25 protein-coding genes are annotated in these 21,274 nt (G+C 34.4%); 12 read left to right on the top strand and 13 right to left on the bottom strand.

What is annotated here, in order from left to right; all coding sequences use genetic code 11:
* Positions 1–41 precede the first annotated feature (41 nt).
* The 5 genes from rpiB to BCELL_RS21640 all read left to right on the top strand — a co-directional run bounded on the left by rpiB (position 42) and on the right by BCELL_RS21640 (position 5,712).
* A complete protein-coding gene (gene rpiB, locus BCELL_RS11550) occupies positions 42–503 on the top strand; it encodes a ribose 5-phosphate isomerase B (protein ID WP_245546888.1) in 462 nt (153 codons plus the stop codon).
* 364 nt (positions 504–867) lie between these two features.
* Positions 868–3,282, top strand: coding sequence for a glycoside hydrolase family 94 protein (locus BCELL_RS11545; RefSeq protein ID WP_013488923.1), 2,415 nt, complete (start codon positions 868–870; stop codon positions 3,280–3,282).
* A gap of 236 nt (positions 3,283–3,518) precedes the next feature.
* Positions 3,519–4,070: a DJ-1/PfpI family protein gene (locus BCELL_RS11540; protein WP_081457290.1), complete on the top strand. Its 552-nt coding sequence runs from the start codon at positions 3,519–3,521 to the stop codon at positions 4,068–4,070.
* A gap of 71 nt (positions 4,071–4,141) precedes the next feature.
* The gene (locus BCELL_RS11535; RefSeq protein WP_049786637.1) at positions 4,142–5,104 is read left to right on the top strand and encodes a serine hydrolase domain-containing protein; all 963 of its coding nucleotides are present in this window, start codon (positions 4,142–4,144) and stop codon (positions 5,102–5,104) included.
* Positions 5,101–5,712, top strand: a complete 612-nt coding sequence (locus BCELL_RS21640) for a hypothetical protein (protein WP_049786636.1) — start codon at positions 5,101–5,103, stop codon at positions 5,710–5,712. Before BCELL_RS11535 ends, BCELL_RS21640 begins: the two co-directional genes overlap by 4 nt.
* Before the next feature lie 180 nt (positions 5,713–5,892).
* Here the strand turns inward: BCELL_RS21640 and BCELL_RS11530 are convergent, their stop codons facing one another.
* The gene (locus tag BCELL_RS11530) at positions 5,893–6,072 is read right to left on the bottom strand and encodes a small acid-soluble spore protein H (RefSeq protein WP_013488921.1); all 180 of its coding nucleotides are present in this window, start codon (positions 6,070–6,072) and stop codon (positions 5,893–5,895) included.
* Positions 6,073–6,196: 124 nt separating this feature from the next.
* Positions 6,197–7,378: an MFS transporter gene (locus BCELL_RS11525; RefSeq protein WP_013488920.1), complete on the bottom strand. Its 1,182-nt coding sequence runs from the start codon at positions 7,376–7,378 to the stop codon at positions 6,197–6,199.
* 242 nt (positions 7,379–7,620) lie between these two features.
* On the opposite strand from BCELL_RS11525, the gene BCELL_RS11520 reads away from it, so the two are divergent.
* The 3 genes from BCELL_RS11520 to BCELL_RS11510 all read left to right on the top strand — a co-directional run bounded on the left by BCELL_RS11520 (position 7,621) and on the right by BCELL_RS11510 (position 10,500).
* Positions 7,621–8,736 (top strand): DUF2974 domain-containing protein, encoded by a 1,116-nt coding sequence (locus BCELL_RS11520; protein WP_245547016.1) that lies wholly within the window; start codon positions 7,621–7,623, stop codon positions 8,734–8,736.
* A 149-nt stretch (positions 8,737–8,885) separates the two neighbouring features.
* On the top strand, positions 8,886–9,668 hold the full coding sequence (locus BCELL_RS11515; RefSeq protein WP_013488918.1) for an ABC transporter ATP-binding protein: 783 nt from the start codon (positions 8,886–8,888) through the stop codon (positions 9,666–9,668).
* 64 nt (positions 9,669–9,732) lie between these two features.
* On the top strand, positions 9,733–10,500 hold the full coding sequence (locus tag BCELL_RS11510; RefSeq protein WP_013488917.1) for a carbon-nitrogen hydrolase family protein: 768 nt from the start codon (positions 9,733–9,735) through the stop codon (positions 10,498–10,500).
* A gap of 217 nt (positions 10,501–10,717) precedes the next feature.
* On the opposite strand, the gene BCELL_RS11505 is transcribed toward BCELL_RS11510, so the two are convergent.
* From BCELL_RS11505 to BCELL_RS11465, 10 genes are all read right to left on the bottom strand, one after another.
* Positions 10,718–11,200 carry a YkyB family protein gene (locus BCELL_RS11505; RefSeq protein ID WP_013488916.1) on the bottom strand — a complete coding sequence of 161 codons (483 nt, stop codon included), beginning with the start codon at positions 11,198–11,200 and terminating at the stop codon, positions 10,718–10,720.
* Positions 11,201–11,303: 103 nt separating this feature from the next.
* Complete coding sequence (locus BCELL_RS11500; RefSeq protein WP_013488915.1) at positions 11,304–11,861, bottom strand: hypothetical protein; 558 nt, start codon at positions 11,859–11,861, stop codon at positions 11,304–11,306.
* Positions 11,862–12,497 carry an SCO family protein gene (locus tag BCELL_RS11495; protein WP_013488914.1) on the bottom strand — a complete coding sequence of 212 codons (636 nt, stop codon included), beginning with the start codon at positions 12,495–12,497 and terminating at the stop codon, positions 11,862–11,864. It abuts the gene before it with no gap.
* A 103-nt stretch (positions 12,498–12,600) separates the two neighbouring features.
* Positions 12,601–14,274 (bottom strand): cbb3-type cytochrome c oxidase subunit I, encoded by a 1,674-nt coding sequence (locus BCELL_RS11490; protein ID WP_013488913.1) that lies wholly within the window; start codon positions 14,272–14,274, stop codon positions 12,601–12,603.
* A gap of 12 nt (positions 14,275–14,286) precedes the next feature.
* Positions 14,287–14,754: a cytochrome c oxidase subunit II gene (locus BCELL_RS11485; protein WP_013488912.1), complete on the bottom strand. Its 468-nt coding sequence runs from the start codon at positions 14,752–14,754 to the stop codon at positions 14,287–14,289.
* A 12-nt stretch (positions 14,755–14,766) separates the two neighbouring features.
* On the bottom strand, positions 14,767–14,919 hold the full coding sequence (locus BCELL_RS22585; RefSeq protein ID WP_013488911.1) for a hypothetical protein: 153 nt from the start codon (positions 14,917–14,919) through the stop codon (positions 14,767–14,769).
* 291 nt (positions 14,920–15,210) lie between these two features.
* A complete protein-coding gene (gene cyoE / locus BCELL_RS11480) occupies positions 15,211–16,128 on the bottom strand; it encodes a heme o synthase (protein ID WP_013488910.1) in 918 nt (305 codons plus the stop codon).
* A gap of 112 nt (positions 16,129–16,240) precedes the next feature.
* A complete protein-coding gene (locus BCELL_RS11475) occupies positions 16,241–16,603 on the bottom strand; it encodes a cupredoxin domain-containing protein (protein ID WP_013488909.1) in 363 nt (120 codons plus the stop codon).
* Positions 16,604–16,863: 260 nt separating this feature from the next.
* The gene (locus BCELL_RS11470; protein WP_013488908.1) at positions 16,864–17,151 is read right to left on the bottom strand and encodes a hypothetical protein; all 288 of its coding nucleotides are present in this window, start codon (positions 17,149–17,151) and stop codon (positions 16,864–16,866) included.
* A 79-nt stretch (positions 17,152–17,230) separates the two neighbouring features.
* The gene (locus tag BCELL_RS11465) at positions 17,231–17,743 is read right to left on the bottom strand and encodes a hypothetical protein (RefSeq protein ID WP_013488907.1); all 513 of its coding nucleotides are present in this window, start codon (positions 17,741–17,743) and stop codon (positions 17,231–17,233) included.
* A gap of 189 nt (positions 17,744–17,932) precedes the next feature.
* On the opposite strand from BCELL_RS11465, the gene BCELL_RS11460 reads away from it, so the two are divergent.
* Together BCELL_RS11460 and BCELL_RS11455 are read left to right on the top strand one after the other, a co-directional pair.
* On the top strand, positions 17,933–18,322 hold the full coding sequence (locus tag BCELL_RS11460) for a hypothetical protein (RefSeq protein WP_013488906.1): 390 nt from the start codon (positions 17,933–17,935) through the stop codon (positions 18,320–18,322).
* 119 nt (positions 18,323–18,441) lie between these two features.
* A complete protein-coding gene (locus BCELL_RS11455; RefSeq protein WP_013488905.1) occupies positions 18,442–19,161 on the top strand; it encodes a 3-ketoacyl-ACP reductase in 720 nt (239 codons plus the stop codon).
* Positions 19,162–19,233: 72 nt separating this feature from the next.
* Here the strand turns inward: BCELL_RS11455 and BCELL_RS11450 are convergent, their stop codons facing one another.
* A complete protein-coding gene (locus BCELL_RS11450; protein WP_013488904.1) occupies positions 19,234–19,962 on the bottom strand; it encodes a class I SAM-dependent methyltransferase in 729 nt (242 codons plus the stop codon).
* Positions 19,963–20,113: 151 nt separating this feature from the next.
* Between BCELL_RS11450 and BCELL_RS11445 the strand changes: the two genes are divergently transcribed.
* Positions 20,114–20,698: a hypothetical protein gene (locus BCELL_RS11445; protein ID WP_013488903.1), complete on the top strand. Its 585-nt coding sequence runs from the start codon at positions 20,114–20,116 to the stop codon at positions 20,696–20,698.
* Positions 20,699–20,905: 207 nt separating this feature from the next.
* On the top strand, positions 20,906–21,160 hold the full coding sequence (gene spoVIF, locus BCELL_RS11440) for a sporulation-specific transcription regulator SpoVIF (RefSeq protein ID WP_013488902.1): 255 nt from the start codon (positions 20,906–20,908) through the stop codon (positions 21,158–21,160).
* Positions 21,161–21,274: the final 114 nt, after the last annotated feature.

Here is a 21,274-nt window from a genome sequence, read left to right as displayed (position 1 = left end):
AAAATGAAGTAGACTACTCATTTTTACAAAAGGGGCGAGAGATGATGAGAATAGCTGTCGGATCTGATCATGCTGGTTTTCCATTAAAAGCACTAATTCTTCAATTTTTAAAAGATATTGGTCATGAAGTTATTGAATTCGGTTCTTTTGACAAGAATCCTGTTGATTTTCCAGTAATTACAAAGGAAGTTTGTCAATCTGTTGTTAATCAGAAAGTAGAGAGAGCGATTATGATATGTGGGACTGGAGTTGGTGCTAGTATTGCAGCAAATAAAATACCAGGGATAAGAGCTGCTGTATGCCATGATATTTATACTGCGCATCAATGTGTCGAGCATGATAATGTAAACGTGATTGCTATTGGAGCTCAAATTATCGGCCCCACTATAGCGAAGGAATTAATTGAGAGATTCTTACAATCAACATTCAGTACATCAGAGGAATTTAGAAGACGAGTGAAAATGCTTGATGATATGGATAAATATAATACTGGTAAGGAATAATAAGGATATATTAGATGATAGTTAGCTTAGTTAGTGAATGATCAACTATTTCATTTGCCTTGATTTACGAAAACCTTTTAGTGAATATAACCTATTATTTAAGTGGAATGAGTGCAGTATTATATAATATAAAATAATAAATAATTTTCTTATGTGATACAATATAATTGTGTCACTTTTTTATTGATATGGAAGGTTTTTAAGAGAACGTAAAAAAGAAAAATACCATGTCAAAATATGTCCAATTGTTGAAATAATTTCACAAAGTTCTCTTTGAAATTAAAACGGATTGTTATATACTTGATGTGGTGTACGAAAATGTTTTAGCGTAAACCTAAACTAAGTAGTATTAAGGAGGGGCATAATGAAATACGGATATTTTAATGACGAAACGAGAGAATATGTAATAACGAACCCTAAAACACCAACAAAATGGATTAACTATGTAGGTAACTTAAAATTTGGTGGATTTGTAGACCAAACGGGAGGCTCACTTATTTGTAAAGGAGACCCGGCTTTAAACAGAATTGTAAAATATTTACCTCAATTGCCGAGTTACGAATTCAACGGTGAAACAACATACATAAGAGTAAAGGAAAATGATAGCTATAACATTTTTTCTCCTTACTATGTACCGACACTAGATAAATATGATCTATATGAGTGTAGAGTAGGTCTTGGATACTCTAAATATATCTCTGAAATTAACGGTATTAGAACAGAAATTACAGTTTTTGTACCAGAAAATGATCCTAGATTAATTCGTGATATTAAAGTTACAAATTTAAGAACAACACCTGTTGAGCTTGACTTAATTCCTGTTGTTGAGTACACACATTTTGATGCATTAAAGCAATTTACAAATGCGGATTGGGTACCTCAAACGATGGAGTCTAAGCTAATTGAAGAAGAAAATGGATTTAAGGTTTTAACACAAAATGCATTTATGAATAGAGGGACAAGTGTTAATTACTTTACTTCGAACCACCCAATTTCATCCATTGAATCTGATCGTAAGATTTTCCTAGGAGATAATGAATTTGGTACTTGGGCAAATCCACTTAGTCTTCAAAATGAAGAGTTAAGTAATTATGAAGCAAGTAGAGGCGACAACATTGGTGCATTACTTCATCATCTTGGAGAGATAGCTCCTGGAGAATCAAAAAGAGTAATCACCCAGTTAGGGCAAGGTGAAGAAATTTCTAGAGAACAAAATTCTATTAATAAATACCGTGATGAGAAAAATGTCGATGAAGCGTTCAATTCTTTAGCGAAATTCTGGGATAATTATCTTTCTAAACTACAGGTTGAAACTCCTGATGAGCAAATGAATACACTTCTTAACATCCATAATCCAAGACAATGTTACATTACAAAAAACTGGTCAAGAGACCTTTCTCTTTATCAGCTAGGATTTGGTGGAAGAGGTATTGGATTTAGAGATAGCTCACAGGACGTATTAGGCGTTATTCCAAACTATCCTGAAGATGCACGTGAACTAATTGAAAAACTTCTTCACACTCAAAAAAGAAATGGTTCTGCAATGCATCAGTTCTTTGCGTCTACAATGGAGGCTAACGAAGGAGATTCAAGAGAAAGACCAGATAGACCAGATTATTATGGTGACGACCACCTTTGGATTGTACAATCTGTATGTAGTTACGTAAAAGAAACCGGAAATATTGATTTCCTAAATAAAGAAATTCCATTCTACGAAAAGGATAGTGAAGGAAATCCACAAGAGTCAGGGACAGTTCTAGAGCACTTGAAGCGCTCTGTTCATTTTACAAGAAATGATACTGGCGCAAATGGCCTACCATTGTTAGGGTTTGCAGATTGGAACGATACAATCAACTTACCAACTGGTGCTGAGTCATTTATTAACGCTCATTTATATGGAAAAGCATTACTTGAGCTAATTGATCTGTTAGAGTTCTTGGGAGAAACCGAGACAGTTGAAACGTATAAAACTTGGTATGCTGAAATGAAAGAAGTTGTAAACAATGTAGGGTGGGATGGAGAATGGTACATCCGATACATTGATCATGATGGCGAACCTTTAGGATCACATAAAAATGCACATGGTCAAATATACGTAAACGGCCAAACGTGGGCAACAATATCCGGCTTTGCCACTGAAGAAAGAGCGGAAACAGCGTTAGACTCCGTCTATAGAATTCTAAACACGAAAAATGGTATTAAACTTAGTTATCCAGGATTCAATGGCTTTGACCCGAATAAAGGTGGTATTACAACTTACCCGCCAGGAGCTAAAGAAAATGGGGGAATCTTCCTACACACAAATCCTTGGGCAATGATTGCTGAAACAATTGTTGGTAACGGAGACAGAGCGTTCGAATATTATAAGCAAGTAAATCCAGTATACAAAAATGACAAGATCGATGAGTATGAAATCGAGCCTTATGTTTATCCACAAAACATTTTAGGTGACGAGCATCCTCAGTTCGGACTTGGACGTAACTCTTGGCTTTCAGGAACTTCATCTTGGATGTATCAAGCAGGTACGAAGTACATTTTAGGTATTATGGCTGCTTATGACGGACTGATCATCAATCCGTGTATACCAAAAGAGTGGGATGGCTTTAAAGCAACTAAATACTTCAGAAATGCAACATATGAAATTGAAGTCATTAACAGCAACCATATTAGTAAAGGTGTTAAATCAATGACTGTTGATGGTGAAAAAATTGAGGGGAACAAAGCGCCAATCTTTAATGATGGAAAAACGCATAAAGTTGTCGTAGTTCTAGAAGATTAATAAACATAATAAAACACGCTAGTGCCATTTGGTGCTGGCGTGTTCTATTTAAAGATACAATGTATAAACCAAAAGTGGGTGTGTCCAATAGCTAAAGTAGACTCAGTAGGTAAAAAAATGAAACCTTTTTTCAGTATACGACTTAAGTATGAGTAAACAGAGGATTCTTCCCTGTACTTTTGTTATGATGATATTACTACAGTATTGAGATATAAAGACAGACTATAATGAGGTGAATGATGAAAAAAATAGGGTTTATTGTATATGAAGGCTTTGCGATTTGGCAAGTTAGTCTCATGCAGATGTTTTTAAAGCAAGACGGCTGGGAAATAAATACACTTTCTGTAGATGGTGGTTTAGTAGCAACTGATGGAGGAATCTATGTTGACTCTGAGATTCTAGATAATAAAGATCCTAAGGAATATGATTTGATCTTGCTAGCTGGTGGAGAAATAAATGAAAGTTTATTAGATAAACAAACTCTTATTGATTTTCTTCAAGAATATGACGGTATTATTGCTGCAAGCTGCGCGTCATCTATGATACTTGGATCAGCCGGATTATTAGATTGTGAATACACGACAATGCCGCATATCCATGCCATATACAATGAGTATTATGAAGACGGAACGTATGTTGATACTGATTTATGTGTGACAGATAGAATTATTACTAGTAGAGGACATGCGCATTATGAATTTATGATGGCCGTTTTTGAGAAGGTTGGATTTACTAAAAATGATCCTAAAATAGAAAAGCTTGCTTTAAAGCTCTCAAAAGGAGTATAAGCTTTTTGGAAAGTGGACTTCTGTTTAAGTTGACAAAGATCATATTAGTCTAGTGATTTGGAGGTTTTAAAGTGAATATAGAGGAGAAAATAGATTCCATATTTTCTAAATGGCAGCAAGGTTTTTGCCCGGGAGGTCAAGTTATCGTAAGAAAAGATGGGGAAACTATTTATAAAAAGAATTTTGGTTATGCAAATATAGAACACCACGTTCCGGTTAAAGATGAGACAGTTTTCCATGTAGCGTCAGTGTCAAAGCAAATAACGGTGATGTGCATATTATTGCTTCATGAGGATGGCAAGATACATATTGATGATGACATTAGTAAGTATATTCCTGATCTCGTGAACTTCACAGAAAAAGTAACGATTAGAAACATGATAAACAATGTCAGTGGTATAAGAGATCAGTGGGAATTACTAGGTTTAAGTGGAGTAAGAATTGTTGATACAATTACGCAAAGAGATGCACTTCGTGTTATAAGTAAACAAAAAGAGCTTAATTTTACTCCAACATCGAAATTTTTATATAGTAATTCAAACTTTACTTTACTATCAGAAATTGTTGAAAGAATGTGTGGTGCTTCACTTCAAAATTTTGCTTATGAAAGAATATTTAAGCCTTTAGGCATGGAGAATACATTCTTTAAAGATCATTTTTCGAAAATTATTCGAAACAAAGCAAATTCTTATTACAATAATGGTGAGGGGCAATATGTTTACAGTGTACTAAATTATGGTACTTACGGGGCAACGTCATTAAACACAACAGCTACTGATTTTTTAAAGTGGATGGACAACTTTAAGCAGTCGTCTATTTGTAAAGAGGAAACGCTAAAAATGATGTATGAGAGACCGACATTAACAGATGGATCAGTAAGTAGTTATGCTGGTGGGATATTTATTGATAAATATAAAGGACATTCATATATTGAGCACGGGGGGCGGATGCAGCTTATAGAAGTGCTGTCATACGTTTTATCGAGGCAGATGTTGATATTGTTTTATTTTCAAATACGCAAAATATCGCAATGAAAAATGCAGCATTATCTATTGCGGACGTCGTACTTAACATAAAAAATAGTGATGAAGAGGTAGATGACTACGAAGAATTAGTTGAAAAGATAGATATTGAAGATGTCGAGGGTGACTACTTTCCGTCTAAAGATGAATTTTTTATGAGTTTTACCATCAAAGTGGTAGATGGGAAAGCTTTTATAAAAAATGACTATGGCTATGAACCGCTAGTACATGTAGCAGGAAATCATTTCAAAATTGAACATTTAAATTTAAACCTGTTTTTAAATAGAGAGAGTGGTCTGTTAAGGACGAAGGATAAGCACGTTCCGCTTGCAAAAATTCAACCGTTTAAACCGATAAACTGTGAAAAGTTTATCGGGCAATATGAAAGTAAAGAAATAGATACTTCTTACGATATAATCAATAGAGATGGAGTCTTATATCTTTCTCACAGTAGGCACGATGAACAAGTCCTTTATCAACTGAATAAAAATAAGTTTGTAACAAATGCCCCTTTTACTTTTGTCGTTGAGTTTATTTATGAAGGTGATCATGTGACAGGTTTTAGTTTTTCAGGTGGTAGAGTAAAAAATCTCAAATTAACTAAAGCTAACGTTAATTAATCAACTACTAAAAAGTAGGGAGTTCAATAGCTACAAAAGTCCCAACCAAGGGTACACCCTGCGTGCCCACTATAGGCCACTTATAGTGAACTTTTAAGTGACTACGAAAGTTCCACACATTGCACAAAAAGGCGACTCAATAGGTAAAAATAAACCTTATGAGTCGCCCACTTTTTCATTTTACTGTTCTGTTAACTCTGTAACTGAGACGCTTTGCTTTTTATTTGGATCGTCTAACGGATGAATAGTAGCTTGCCCAGTCCCTTGGTCGACATGCTCAATATAAATTTGTTGACCGTTGTAGAGTACACTTTTCATCTCAGTAGAAGAACAAATTTCCTGCGCTCTTTGTGCATCCATTGTAATCCCTCCTTAAATTTCTAACAATGTTAATATTTGTTATAAACGTGAAATTAATACACTTTACTTGAGGATAATCGATTAGAATGAATTATTCGTTTACGTACTAGAAGTGGTAGCATTACTAGCTCCGTTTACCTCTGTTTTTTTGTAACATCCAAATAAAAGCAAATCCGAGAGCACCAATGATAGACATCCACATCCCAACAGAGTACATTTGGCGTGCACCTAACGTATCAAAAATCCAACCACCTATTACGCCTGCGATTATCCCAGAGACCCCCATCCAGGCTAGTGCATAAAGTGCTTGCCCACTTGCCCGGTATTTGTCAGGGATAAGTAAAGCGCAGAGTTGCGTTCCAGTGTAAAAGTAGATCCCAAAGCTAAATCCGTGTAAAAGCTGTATAAAAGTAATGGATAATGGTGTAGGGGCAATACTCATTAATAACCATCTAATTGCAAATAGCAAACTCACTAATCCTAATAATCCCATCATTAACCTTTCAGAATGACGTAAATAGCGGTCTAAAATTAAAAAGACCGGAACCTCCAATATAGCTGCTAATAACCAAGATGCCCCAACATATATTTCACCACCGCCTAAGTCACTAATAAAGATGGAAATAAACGTTGCATTCATACGATTTGGGATAGAGATAAGAATACCTAGTAGTAAAAATGCTGTAAAATATCCATTTTTAAAGAGCTTTGTAAAACCACTAAATGAAACCTTGCCAGATGCCTTTCCTTGCGATGGTAAACCAAAGCAAAGAAAAATTACAACGATCATAAATGCACCATATATGTACCCAAGATTTTCAGTACCAATCATTTGTATAAATGGGCTTGCCACTCCTGCCATAATAGCAAATCCAAGTGACCCCCATAAACGAAACGTCCCAAACTGGTAACGTGTATTTTGTATCGCATGTAAAATGATACTATTACTCATCGGATTTAAAGCTGTCTGGAAAAAAAAGAAGAAGAGCATAATCGCAAAAACATAAACGAAGATTGTCATTTGGAAGAAAATCTGGCTTAAAATAAGGTTTCCAATTAACATGATGGTCAGTACTTTACGCGTATTTTGGAGTTTATCACTCCAATATCCCCAAAATGGGTTTGCAATAAGTGAAACGAATGGACCAGATGCCATTAAAATACCTATTTGCACATTGGTAAATCCAGCACCTTGAAAATATAAAGGTAAGTAAGGCATTAGTAAAGCCATAGTGCCGTAAATGGCAAAGTTAAAAATTCTTAAAATTTTAAATGAATGTTCTATCTCACTTGATGTACTAGTCATGAGTCCTCCTAAAACTATTGATGTAATAAAATAATTAACATGTTTGAATTTAACATTAATGATTTCGTTTTTTAAAGGTGATAGCTTCTATTTTTACATAGGTTCTATAATATCATGCCATATATTTAGTTAAAGTTAAAATATTGAAATATGAAACATATATTAATATATTTACATTATAATTATTAATGATATGTATATAACGGATTCATTATTAAAAAGGGTGATAAAAGTTGGCAAATATGTTGGATTATATAGATTGGCGAGGAGACTTAACCTTTGACCAAGCACCATTTAATGATGTTGATAATCTCATTTTATCTCAATTGTCATATGTAAACTTTGAAAAAATTGTACCCGATTTACACTGTTCAAAGAGCATTACTATAAAATGCGCCGCTGATTTATTTGATAAACTCAATAGAGAAGAAGGAACGAATACTCTTTCTCCTTTAATAAAGGAGTCTATAAAACTGTTTAAACGCATAGCTAAAAGTGAACGGTTTTCGAATCTTACTCTTTCAAAGTATGTCAATATTATTGATTATAATGAGCATAAGCAATTTTCTGCCATTAATATTTCTATCAATAAAGATACTATATTTGTTGCTTTTCGTGGGACAGATAATACAATAGTTGGGTGGAAGGAAAATTTTAATATGACGTTTATGTCTCCTGTTCCTGCCCAAATAGAGGCTATAAATTATTTAGAGACAGCTGTTGGAAGCACGAATAAACAATTAATATTAGGAGGACATTCCAAAGGTGGGAACTTAGCTGTTTATGCTGCTATTAAGTGTAATGATTCTACTAAAACACGAATTATTTCAGTATACAATAACGATGGACCCGGATTTCATAGAGATGTAATTGAATGTAAAGAATATAAAGAAATGCTAGGTAAGGTGAAAACGATTATACCACAATCCTCCATTGTAGGAATGATGCTTGAGCATGAAGAAGAATTCGTTATCGTAAAAAGCAGTAGGAAAGTAATGATGCAGCATGATCCAATGTCATGGGAAGTTTTAGGAAGTAACTTTATTTGTGTGAAAAGTGTAACGAAAGAAAGTAGAATTGTTGATGGCACATTAAAATCACTGTTAAATAAAATGGATGAGTCACAGCGAAGTCAATTTGTAGATGCATTGTTTATTATTTTTGATACAACTAATGTAAAAACGATAGATGATTTGACTCAAGATAAGTGGAGAAAAATCGTTGAAATAATCAAAATCGTGAGTAGTATGGAACCAGAAAACAGAAAAATTCTTACAGAAACGATAAAGTTGTTCTTTTATGAAGGTAATCGAGTATACAAGGAGTTAAAAACAGAAATAAAAAAAGTCAATGTTTAATAGAAAAATCAAAGTGCCAAAATATTTTATCACTCTAATATTCATAGATCTTGTTTTAAAATCAGTTTAAAGCTACGATAACTATGAAAATCTAATTTTAATAGACGGCAGGTTTTGATAAAGTTTCTTCTTATGAAGGAGGGAATAGCTTGGTTTTAAAGATGGAAAATGTTTATTTAAAACGAGAGGGGAATTGGCTGCTACAAGACATTACTTGGCACGTAAATAAGGGAGAACATTGGACAGTTTATGGCTTAAATGGGGCTGGTAAAACTGCACTGTTAAATTTGATAAATGCCTATTATTTTCCGACAAAAGGCCAAGTAACTGTTCTAGGAATGGAATTTGGAAAAACGTATTTAGCAGAACAACTCCGCTCGAAGATTGGTTTTGTATCAGCTTCCCTACAAGAAAAGATTCATTTAGGTGATAATGCATTCGAAGTAGTTCTTAGTGGTGCTTTCGCATCAATTGGTCTATACGAAACGCCTACTGACGCCATGAGGAAAAAAGCAGTTTCCTTGCTAGAGCAGTTAGAGTGCTTATCGCATGCAAATCGTAACTATGAAACATTATCTCAAGGGGAAAAACAGAGAGTATTAATTGCTCGTGCTTTAATGGCAGATCCTGCATTACTCATTTTAGACGAACCGACAAATGGTCTAGATTTTATTGCAAGAGAAAAATTACTACAATCCATCGACCAAATTGCAAAGAATCCAAATGGACCAACAATTATTTTTATTACTCATTATGCTGAAGAAATTCTGCCTGTATTTAATAAAATACTATTATTAAAACAAGGACAAGTTTTTGCTTCTGGAAATATTAAAACATTGCTCACTGGAGAGAATCTATCAAAATTCTTCGACTTTTCAGTCAGTGTAAATTGGAATCACAATCGGCCATTATTATCAATAAAAAACAGTTAAGTTTAACTATTACTTGGAGATATATGAAAGTAAAGGATCTTAATCGCAGTTTATGGAGGTACATATGACAAATAAGGTGAAAATTGGAATGATCCAAATGTTAGTTGAGGCTGGGCAAATAGATGTAAATATAGCTCGCGCCTGTACGATGGTTCGCGAAGCTGCAGCGAAAGGTTGCAGCATTGTCGTTTTACCTGAATGCATGGACATAGGGTGGACATATCCTCGTGCAAAGGATATGGCTTATCCGATACCGGGATATTGCAGCGACGTGTTTTGTGATATTGCGAAAGAGCTAAACATTCATGTAGTTGTGGGTTTAACAGAAAGGTGCGGAAATCATCTTTATAATACGGCTATTATGATTTCTAATGTAGGAGAAATTATTTTAAAGCATCGAAAAATTAATGAATTAGATTTTGCTCTTGACGTTTATTCTGTCGGTGATAGGACGAACGTCATTGATACTGAATTTGGTAGAATTGGTTTAGCAGTTTGTGCAGATCTTCGTGCGGAAAATGATCCAATTGGGAATACGATAGGTTTAATGGGTGCACGTATCCTGTTGTCTCCTTGCTCATGGGCTGTTAGACGAGATCACAATAATGAAAAAGAGCCTTATGGTCAAGAGTGGGTTGACCCATATAAAAACTTAGCAAACAAATATCACATGGCTGTTATTGGGGTAAGTAATGTTGGAGTAATAAAAGGTGGAGAATGGAATGAATGGAAGGTGATAGGTTGCTCGTTAGCCGTTGGTAGAGATGGGAACGTAATTATGCAAGGTACATATGGAGAACAAGCAGAGGAATTGTTAATTGTAGAGGTTTAAAAAACGAGTAAGAGCCATGTATTATGTAATGTGAGTTACAAAAGATTGGGGCCCATAAGTATATAAAAGACCTAAGAAAAGCTACACTTGCACCAACTATAGACACTTATAGTAGGCTTTAAGAGATTGGGCTGCTCCGTATATTGCTTGGAGGTTGACTTAAAAAGTAAAAATTTGATCTTTTGAGTCAACCTCTTTGACACCCTCAAGTTTTTTCTTAAAATCTTTTTCTCCCATCTAAATAGGAAGATACGAATACACTTTCTAGCTTTTTATTTTTATTCTTATGAGAGGTTTTTTTCTGTTTTGGGGTTTCTCCTAAGTATTTATAAAGAATACTTTTTGCAGTTACTAACGCCATTTGGACGCGAGGGTTCTGGATGGATTGGTTTATCTTACCTTTGTGCTCTAGCTTAAAATCACTTTTTTCTGCTATTGTATGAAAGTAAAATGGTTCCTTGCTTTTAGAATGACCTACTCTTACAAGTACTACAGAGCTTTGAAATCCTTTGCTTGGGTTTAAACTATATTCAAGGCATATTTTTTCTGCTAGGTTCTCTTCAACTAATTTCTTTAATGTTTTCCTCTTTAAATAATATAACTCACGAGAATCTAACGCCGTCTTTGCGTGGCGGTTAACAGTATACAATGCACTTTTAATATGCTGCAAACTAGGTGTATCATTTGTTTTTGTATTCATTATTTACCTCCTTTCACTTCAATTTTATCTATTATATCATATTATCCTTATTGATTAGTAAGTATAATTTCACTAGGAGATGGAACGAGCATTCCATCAAGACTTATTCATACTCTGCAGGATTTATTATGGCTGTATAACTAAGATAAATAGTTGAACATATTGCCATTGTAATAAACCCCCAACCAAGAGTTATTTGCTCAATAATTAAGTAATTATTACAAAGTTGGTCTGGCCATGATATATAAACGATTCCCATTGCATAAAAAGTTATTGTAAAAAAGATAATGATAAAAGTTTTTATTTTATTTGTAATCTTTTTCCAACTATCTCTTAAAGGGACACCAGCAAGGAAGGTGAGGCTTATAAATTTGAATAATTGCACAATGTCACTTGTTAATGCATCATCCATTGTTCTAGGAATCATCCAATATATCATGATTAACACGAATAATAAAATTCCTGGTGTTCCATTCTCATTCCATTTTGAAAAAAACAGTGGAAACATTTTTTGAAATATTGGTGCGATTAGGAAACCTGAAATAATTAATAAGGGCATTTGCATATGCATATGAATAATCATGATGGACTCTAGTAAGTTTGTTACAGGAGGTAATGCCAAAACAAAAAACAAAAATATACCGATTTTTACTTGTGACATTTATTTTTCCTCCGTTTCGTTTTCTAAAAGGTCTAATAGTTTTTTAGTAGCCGTATCAACATCAGTGTAGTCCATGACATCAATTAAGATTCCAGATTGATCTACTAAATAAAATGCGGAGTTATGCGAAAAGTCACCACTACCGTCTGGTATTACGATAACGCCGAAGGTCTCTAATAAAGCGTCCAATTCTTCCGCATTATTCACTCTTGCCATTCTCCACAACTCACCATCCGCACTAAAATAGTCTTTATACGCATCAAGTGTTTCAGGATCGTCTCGTTCAGGATCAAAGCTAATACTGAGAAATATAATATCTTTTCCGATATACGTACTAGGAATTCCGTGAAGTACATCTCTCATATTTAGTTCCATCATCGGACATACCGTTCCACATGAAGTGTAAATAAAGGTAATAAACACATATTTTCCTTCAAACTCGGACAGTGTATACGTTCTTCCGTTGCTATCCTCTAATGTCACTTGAGGAAAGGATGGTTTAGCATCAATTAAAGCATTTACTCTTGCTGTTTCAGCTGTAAATGCTTTAAAGCCGTCAGTTCCAATAAAAAAAATCGTGAATCCAAATAAAAGAACGATAATAGAAGATAGGGTAGTTCGTTGAATTTTTTTCAAATGTGTCACTTCCTAAGAAATAGATTAATAGGAAGAGATAGCCCACTTGACGAGCTATCTCTTGCGAAAAACAAATAAGTTACCTATTATAAGGCGTTATCACTTACCATGTTCTAAAAGGAGGGGATCCTGGCGGTGCATGAACGATAAATTCTACTATCGGTATGACGTAGCCCATTGCAATGACTAAAAGCATAATAAAGATAATAATCCCCCACCGTTCTGTCCAATATGGTGTTTTCACTGCATCTTCCTCCACATCAGCCATCGGAAATTCCGTTTGCCCTTGAGGTGCAAAGAACATGAGGTAAATGATTGCATAAACTTGAAGAGCACCAGCTACTAGTAGAAATAAACCACCAATGACTAATAATAATAAATATGGATCCCAACTAAGTGCTGTTAGGTTATCTCCATATGTTGTATAGGACGTTCTCCGCGGTGAGCCTAATAATCCTACTACATGCATGGAACCAGCCATAATTGCCATACCAATAGCCCATAAAAGTGAAGTGATAACACCTAACTTATTAATAGATGGAGTTAATACTCGTTTTGAGATAAAAGGCACGAGCCAGTAACTAATCCCGAAGAAAGTAAGGACGACAGTTGTTCCAAGTGTTAAGTGAAAATGGCCGACGACCCAAAGTGTATTATGGACGACTTGGTTTAATTGGTTTGTGCTTTGTACTATTCCACCAGCTCCACCGGGAATGAATGCAAGCATTGCTAAAAAAGGAGCAAGAAAGCGAACGTCTCCCCACGGCATTTTTTTAATCCAACCGAATACACCTTTTCCACCCTTACGTCTAGACGTTCTTTCAAATGTTGCAAACATCGCATATGCAGTCATTAAAGAAGGGAAGCCAACAGCTAAACTCATAAAGACATGTAAAAACTTTACAGATTCCGAAATCCCAGGATCAATGATTTGGTGATGGAACCCTCCTGGAATGTTTAAAATGACAAGTAAAATAATAACAACTCGTGTTAATGTGTCGCTAAATCTCCTACCACCAATCACCTTTGGTACAACAACATACCAGGCTGAAATGGCTGTTAAATACCAAATGTTTACGAGAGTATGACCAAATGCCCAAAACAATGTTCTAGCAAGCATGACATTAATAGTTTCTACCCACTCTAGAACCCATGGAATAATCATAAATACTTCAATTGCAACTGGTACACTACCGAAAAAGAGTAGAACAAATACACCTGTAGCGAAATAGGAAATGATAGGTAAATGTTCTCCTTTATTGTTTTTACGCCAAATAGCTACTTGACGAAAAGAAGCAAAGGCACACATCCATACCCCAAGTACGATAAATACTAGCCCAAAGTAAAACATTGGTGATGCTGCCATTGGAGGATAAAAGGTAAAAAGGACACTAGCATCTCCAGTAATTATTGGAATGACAACTAAAACAAAGCCGAATATCTTCATTCCAAAGCCTATCCAAGCCATTTTTCTTACTTTAGGCAAAAGTCCTCCTAATGCGTGTGAATGAGCAGCAAAGAAATAACCAATAGTAAAAAATGCAGATAATACGAGTATTAATAGAAGACCATGTGCTGTTAATACTTGATAATAATCAAACCAATGTGGTAATTCGAAAAGCCCAGCTCGATTAAGTACTTGTAAGATGCCTAATGAGCCACCAAGTAGTAATGCTGTAAACGCCACGATTAAATATGATTTCGATAATAGAGCGTCCTCCCGACTTATACCGAGAACGTTAGTTGATTTACGATTAATAGAATGAATTGCTTCCACGAAGCTCCCCCCTTATTTCACAGTGATGGTTGTTGCCATATGCTGATGTCCAATACCGCAATATTCATTACAAAGCACGATATACTCGCCAGGTTCATGAAACGTTTGTGTGATTTTTTGAATATGACCAGGTGTTACCATCGCGTTTAAGTTCGTACCTGGAACTTGAATCCCGTGAGTTACATCTTTAGATGTCATCGTAAAATGGACAGTGGAACCTGCTGGGATTTCTATATCTCCAGGCGTGAACATAAATAGCTCTAATATCATAACGACTTCATACTCATTTTCTCCAATTTGTGTTATGCCTGGATTATTAAAAGGTTCAGTCTCTTCTACATTTTGTGGGTCAATCGTTTCCATACTACTAGGAGGACCCATGCCTAACACGAATGTTTGGTAACCAGTAAATAACATAAAGCCTAAAATCATCCCAAAACTTAATATAAGCCAAATCTTTTCATCAAGATGCATTTTCATTTTATTTCCTCCTTATAATCGAAACATATATATACTTATTAAAAGGATGTAAGTTGCTAAAATCGAAACACCGACTATTCCTAATGAAAACCACGTACCAACTAAAGGCCTTTTTTCATCGTTCTTATCAATATCGACTTTTCGATTCTCCATTGCTCTCCCCATGTTTTCCACTCCTTTGTCTTGTTTCTTTTATAGTAATTGAACAGCGCCATCAACTAGGTGACCTACATCACTTAGAAGATAAATAGTTATCCATAGTACGTATGCGAATAAAAAAAGAGTGACTTAAGAGGTTGATTCAAAAGGTAATAGAAGGCACTGAAAAAGTTGTTTTATACTTTTTCAGTGCCTCATAATTAGACCTTTTCAGTCAACCTCTATAAATTATATTTAAGTAGAGAACATCAATTATTTTTGAAATATAATAGATGTTTTTGTGGGAGAAATATAGGACTAAACTAAAGTGAAGATAATGATGAGGGAAAATAAAATAACAATGTAATTTACTGAATATAAGAACATTGTTCGAGCCCATTGTGCGTTATTTTTTGACGAAAAACCTTGGGCAGCCATCATTAACCAGGTGATATTTAAGATGGTAATGGATAACACAAACAATGGTCCGATGGAAGATAGAAAAAAAGGAAACGGTAGTAAACAACTTACGTATAATAGCATTCTTCTTTTAGTCAATGTTATCCCACGAACTACAGGGAGGAGGGGGACGTTAGCTCTGTTATATTCTTGTTTTTTTCTTATTGCGATTGCATACGTATGAGGCATCTGCCAAATAAATAGAATAATTGCTAATGTGATTGGAACAACATGAAAGGTAGGGGAAATCACGGCCCATCCAATGAGTGGTGTTACGGCGCCAGATATACTACCGATTAACGTATTCCACGTATATTTTCTTTTAGACCACATTGTATATAATACAACATAAGTAAACCAGCCAATAAATCCATATATTGCGGATACATAAGAAAGAAACAGTAAGCAGAGAAATCCGATGATACTAAAAGTTACGCCAGTTGAAAGAACAATATGGAGTGGGATACTACCTGTTACTGTAGGGCGTGACTGTGTTCTTTCCATTAATCGATCAATGTCGGCATCGTACCAGTTATTGATTGTTAGTGCTCCTGCCATGAGTAAAGTACTTCCAGTTATGGTAAAAACAATATCAATCAAGTGTCCTGTAATTACTAAATTATTAAAATAGAGCGCAAGCCAAAGTCCTGTGAACACAGGCAATATGTTTGATAATAATACCTTTCCTTTAAAAAGAGAAATGAGGTCAAATACGGTAACATCATATTTTAACGTTGGTAATTTCTTTGAATGTATTATATTAGCTTGTTTTTTCACGTTATTCTCCCATTTTTCAATAAAATTTGTTATCGATACAATTAACTTTCAATTGATAGTGAGGGTAACTTAAAAGACTAGTTCTATCTTTTTAGCCACCCTCGTTTTGTAGTTACTCTACAATTAAAGTAGCTTCCATTACATCGTGTCCTTCTCCACAAGGGATGCTGCACCAAATTCGATACTCACCGGGCTCAAGTGATGCAGTATATGATCCTTCACCTTCAATAGAAATGCTTGTGTCATCTATCTTAATTCCGTGAAAACCTTCTTCATTTACAAGGTTTACTGTCACTTCTCCAGCAGGTACTGTGTACGTTTCTTGATCAAAATCCCAATTTGTTGCTACGACTGTAATTTCGCTTCCTTCCCGAGTTTCAGTATTATTGGACGATACCCCATTTTCATTACCACCACATGCTGTAGTGACCAGCATAATAAAAACGAATAACCCCGTTAAAAAAATTTTAACCATAACAACCCCTCCTATTTTTTCAATTACTTTGCACATTTAATAATATCGAAAAGTTGTAAAGGGGAAGGTGAGATAAATCACCATATCTTAGAAACAATACAATTATTGTTGATCATGAAATGAATCGACTAGGGGGAAAAGTTTTGATAGGAAAATGAAGAAGAGGAGTTATAACGTAGATTCAAAGTGAGAATGTTCCATTTTCTCGTTAAGACCAGATGACTCAATAGGTAATAAATCTTCCATTTGAGTCATCTTAGTTATTTACCGAGCTGTTTACCGTTAAAAATAATGATAACATCTTTATTTTTATTACCTTCGTTATTTTTATTTTCTTCTAATTTATCCAGCATTCTATAAATATAATATACTACAGCAATACAATACATGACGCCTAATCCAATGATGCACAAACGTATTTGCAACATTGTTAATGGGTGTAATAGAAAGCTAAAAGTGAAGGTGGCGATTACAGTTAACAAAGTTGCAATAACACCGGTTAACAATAGTTTTTTTCCTTTTATTACTACTTCAGTTTGCGTATTCACGTAACTCACTCTTTCTTTTACATATTTCTACTAATTTATGATTAGGGAGTAGAAATAATACCACCTTTTAGGTGGCCGTTTATAGTACTATATTTTCACTTTCGTTGTATTCGGTATCCATAGCACATTGTTTATCAAAAACTTCTTGAAAACGAAAGTATGCCATACATAAATCTAGCTCTTCAATTAGGATGAGATTCAATATATATTGTTCTTCTTTTGATAATGCAATATTGTTAGTAAGCTTATTTTCGTAATGATAAAAAATCTTTCTTGCATGTTCACGAAAATAAAATATCCGCTTTTTATCTGAATTTAAATCCTCACGTAACGATAGTGTAAAATAATCTTTCTGCGAGGCATTTAAAAAGGGACCATCTACGTAATAAGGTTTTTTTTCCTCTAATTTCATGTTGTATTCAAAAACTTGAAACCACCAACAGATAGTTACTATTAGTAAAATGAAAAATAAGATGAACGCTAATAGGGTTTTTTCAGTGAGACATAAAGCATAAGAAGTAGTGCCTCCCATAGATAAGAGTAGTCCTGAAATGAGAAACCAATCCGAATAAGTTGATTTAAATTGTTCCAATGCGTTCACCTCAATCATCTTTTGTCATCAACAATTATGATTCCATGTTTGTTATGGTATATGTAAAAATTTTCTCAGGAAAAAGAAAAGTAAAAAAATATCAAATAATTTAATGGTATTAAATGTTAAAATAAGGATATATTGATGTTTGAGTTTATACTATTTTATAAGTGAGAGAAGGAGGGGAATATGGAGGGATTTATCATTACGTTTTCTGCAATAGTGACGGCAATCATATTATTGTTCATAGCACTATTTCAGATGTTATTATCATTAGGGTACCCTTTAGGTGAGTTTGCACTTGGTGGAAAATACAAAGTTTTACCTAAAAAACATCGGATTACAAGCGCAGTAAATGCGTTTATCCTTTTATTTATGGGGTATTCTGTTCTACTTCATGCGAATATATTTTTTATTACAGAAGGGTTTCCAAACCCTGTATTAATTTGGATCATTACTATTTTTCTCGGCTTTCATGCGTTAGCAAATTTTGTTTCACAAAGTAAAAAGGAAAAACTTGTAATGACACCAATATCCACGATTGCATTTTTATTAAGCTTGATTATTGCTTTATCGTAGTTTAAGGCTCTTTTCGCATAGATTGTTGTTTTAAATTACTAGCAATAAAAAGAAGAGCACACTTAAAGGTGGACCATTAGCAGGAGAATAAAAAATGAAGAAAAGAGGTTACAAAAACAATGGGACAATTACTTACAGGAAAAACGGCACTTATCACTGGAAGCGGTAAAGGTATAGGGAAGGCAGCTGCAATAGCACTTGCTAAGGAAGGTGTTAACATTGGACTTTTTGCTCGAACAGAATCGGATTTAAAGGCAGTTGCATCCGAAATTGAATCTTTAGGAGTACAGGTAGCTTATGCTTCAGGAGACGTAGCATCACTTGATGATGTTGAAAAGGCTGTCAAATCTTTAACTAGTTCACTTGGTTCGTTTGATATATTGATCAACAATGCAGGTACAGCAAAATTTGGAGGCTTTCTCGATCTTTCACCAGAAGAATGGAAAAATATGATAGATGTGAATCTAATAGGGGCATATTATGTGACGAGAACGGTTCTTCCTCAATTAATTGAAAAAAAGGGTGGAGACATCATTAATATTTCTTCTACTGCTGGTCAGAAAGGTGCTCCAGTTACTAGTGCATATAGTGCATCAAAATTTGGATTATTAGGTTTAACAGAATCTTTAGCGTTAGAAGTTAGAAAACATAATATTAGAGTCTCCGCTTTAACTCCTAGTACAGTTGCAACAGAGCTCGCTTTGAAGGAAAACTTGACAGATGGAAACCCGGATAAGGTAATGCAACCCGAAGACTTAGCAGAATTTATTGTATCACAATTAAAATTGCATCCACGAGTATTCATTAAATCTGCTGGATTATGGTCTACGAATCCATGATTAGACTAACGCTACAATGAGTTTTTATTGCTACCCCACTTCACACGCCATCAGCGAAAAAGTGGGGTGGAATTATTTCTTAGCTACTACAATGATTGCCGGAGAAGTTAACGTGTGCTTCTCTCCTTTATAGCTACCAAAACATTCTATATTTTTAAAGTGACAATCCTCTAATACGTCCATCAATTCTCTCGAAGTAAGTGGATACAAATCAACACTATTGTTAAAGACTTCCTTTTTATTTTCCATTTCTACAGTTAATTCTCCATGAAAGATTATTCTACCGTTTTCATGTTGGTATGTTCTCTTAAACGTAATTCCGTTCTCTTTTCTTTCAATTAAAGGAAGCTTCGTCGTTTCTTCTTGAACTACACGATCAAAATTAACGATTTGTATTATCAAGCTGCCACTTTCTTGAAGACTTAGGTAAGCTTTTTTTAAACAATTTTTAATTTCGGCTATTGAATTTAAATGGACAAGAGAATTACCAACACAAACTACTGTATCATAAGGTTGTGTATTCAACGAATCTATCTTTCTCATATCCATAACATGAGTAGATAAAGATATTCCCAGCTCATTTTTTTTATGATTAATCGTATCAATCATTCTTGGATCTAGATCGATGGCGGTCACATGATGACCTTGTTGGGCTAGTTCTATAGCAAGATTTCCAGATCCGGCTGCAATATCAAGAATCGTTGTATTATCTTTTAAATGGCTTTTAACAAATGACGTTTGAACTGGATTTATTGGGAAGATGACATCATAGTACTTACTTAATATATGATAAAAACTCATATTTACCTCCAATGATGAATTATTTACTATTATACATGAATCATGAAGTAATTTCAGATAGCTTTTCATTTGTAGTGTTGATGTAGCACGCATAAATCGAATAAGACAACCATATTCTTACTATTAATCTCAATTTTTGGGAGGGATAATAGTGAAAAAGAAATTGCCGTTTTGCCTTGCTATTCTCTTGTTATTTATGATTAGCTGTTCAAGTAATGGCGAAGAATTTAATACATCTAAGTTTAATGAAATAGGTCGTAGCGATGATGAAAGTAAAAATACATATTTATTCCCAGCCTACGAAGTAATTCTTGATGAACTTCCTTTTACAGCAAAATTACCAGCTGTTTTACCTATTCCAAACGATAAATCAAACAATTGGCAACCTGGGTTAATTTATGCAAATGCTGATTTAGCTGAAGTGAAAGTTGAGCTATCAATGCTCCATTTTGAAGGGAACAGTAAGTTTGATATTTGGATTTCTAATTATGAACCTAATCATTGGCAAGAAGAAGTTGAGGTTGGAAGAGAAATTACACAAGAAGATAAAGTAGTAGGATACTTTAATCAATGGAATAACGGTGCTTTTGTTATCGTAAATTTTTTAGAAGAAGATATTTATTATCGTATGCAGCTTTATGATCCGAATATATCTGTGGAAGAAAAAGTTAATGCTCTCATAAAATCGAGAAATTCATTAGTCGATTATAATAAATGGTACGATAGTGTTTATTAGTATATAAAGTGCTTATGCTTGAAACCATGACGATTCATAAGGTTTATTTATACTCCTTATCCCTAGTCTGGTTATTCTTGTTACGTTTAATGAGTTGTAGCATGTGTGGAATTTAAAGGATTTTTCATTTTTCATTATAAACGACTAACCATTTGAAGGTGTTCTACATACAACTAATGTATACGGAATAATGGGAGGAGGTTTATGATGGATAAAGATCTGTTCAAAAATATTGAGAAGAAGTCTGGTGTAAATATGGCAGAAATCTTTAAGCTAGCAGAGTCGATCAAAGATGCAAACTTTAAAGATGAGGAAACAGTAAGAGGCATTATTAAAAAGGTAGCTGCTATCGCAAATAAACCTGTACCGAAAGAAAAAGAAGATGAGTTAGTTAAGGCGATTACGAAAGATCCACAATCTATTAATTTAAATAAACTTACAAAAATGATGGATAAAAAATAGAATATTCATGACATAAATTTTGGGAGATTGTCTACTTGATGGCAATCTCTTTTTTCATTATGAAAAAGCCCATTCCTCCACTATAACAGCACACATAACCCTTTTTTTGCGTAT

This window comes from Evansella cellulosilytica DSM 2522 (assembly GCF_000177235.2).
Classification (GTDB): domain Bacteria; phylum Bacillota; class Bacilli; order Bacillales; family Salisediminibacteriaceae; genus Evansella; species Evansella cellulosilytica.
Note: the sequence above shows the minus strand (reverse complement) of the source record. Positions and strands in the feature narration are given on the sequence as shown.

Bases quoted from the DNA above. Each gene is read 5' to 3' on its own strand.
- rpiB (WP_245546888.1), top strand. From the start codon at position 42: ATGATGAGAATAGCTGTCGGATCTGATCATGCTGGTTTTCCATTAAAA.
- BCELL_RS11545 (WP_013488923.1), top strand. From the start codon at position 868: ATGAAATACGGATATTTTAATGACGAAACGAGAGAATATGTAATAACG.
- BCELL_RS11540 (WP_081457290.1), top strand. From the start codon at position 3,519: ATGATGAAAAAAATAGGGTTTATTGTATATGAAGGCTTTGCGATTTGG.
- BCELL_RS21640 (WP_049786636.1), top strand. From the start codon at position 5,101: ATGAAAAATGCAGCATTATCTATTGCGGACGTCGTACTTAACATAAAA.
- BCELL_RS11530 (WP_013488921.1), bottom strand. From the start codon at position 6,072: ATGGATGCACAAAGAGCGCAGGAAATTTGTTCTTCTACTGAGATGAAA.
- BCELL_RS11525 (WP_013488920.1), bottom strand. From the start codon at position 7,378: ATGACTAGTACATCAAGTGAGATAGAACATTCATTTAAAATTTTAAGA.
- BCELL_RS11520 (WP_245547016.1), top strand. From the start codon at position 7,621: ATGTTGGATTATATAGATTGGCGAGGAGACTTAACCTTTGACCAAGCA.
- BCELL_RS11510 (WP_013488917.1), top strand. From the start codon at position 9,733: ATGACAAATAAGGTGAAAATTGGAATGATCCAAATGTTAGTTGAGGCT.
- BCELL_RS11505 (WP_013488916.1), bottom strand. From the start codon at position 11,200: ATGAATACAAAAACAAATGATACACCTAGTTTGCAGCATATTAAAAGT.
- BCELL_RS11500 (WP_013488915.1), bottom strand. From the start codon at position 11,861: ATGTCACAAGTAAAAATCGGTATATTTTTGTTTTTTGTTTTGGCATTA.
- BCELL_RS11485 (WP_013488912.1), bottom strand. From the start codon at position 14,754: ATGAAAATGCATCTTGATGAAAAGATTTGGCTTATATTAAGTTTTGGG.
- BCELL_RS22585 (WP_013488911.1), bottom strand. From the start codon at position 14,919: ATGGGGAGAGCAATGGAGAATCGAAAAGTCGATATTGATAAGAACGAT.
- BCELL_RS11475 (WP_013488909.1), bottom strand. From the start codon at position 16,603: ATGGTTAAAATTTTTTTAACGGGGTTATTCGTTTTTATTATGCTGGTC.
- BCELL_RS11460 (WP_013488906.1), top strand. From the start codon at position 17,933: ATGGAGGGATTTATCATTACGTTTTCTGCAATAGTGACGGCAATCATA.
- BCELL_RS11455 (WP_013488905.1), top strand. From the start codon at position 18,442: ATGGGACAATTACTTACAGGAAAAACGGCACTTATCACTGGAAGCGGT.
- BCELL_RS11450 (WP_013488904.1), bottom strand. From the start codon at position 19,962: ATGAGTTTTTATCATATATTAAGTAAGTACTATGATGTCATCTTCCCA.
- spoVIF (WP_013488902.1), top strand. From the start codon at position 20,906: ATGGATAAAGATCTGTTCAAAAATATTGAGAAGAAGTCTGGTGTAAAT.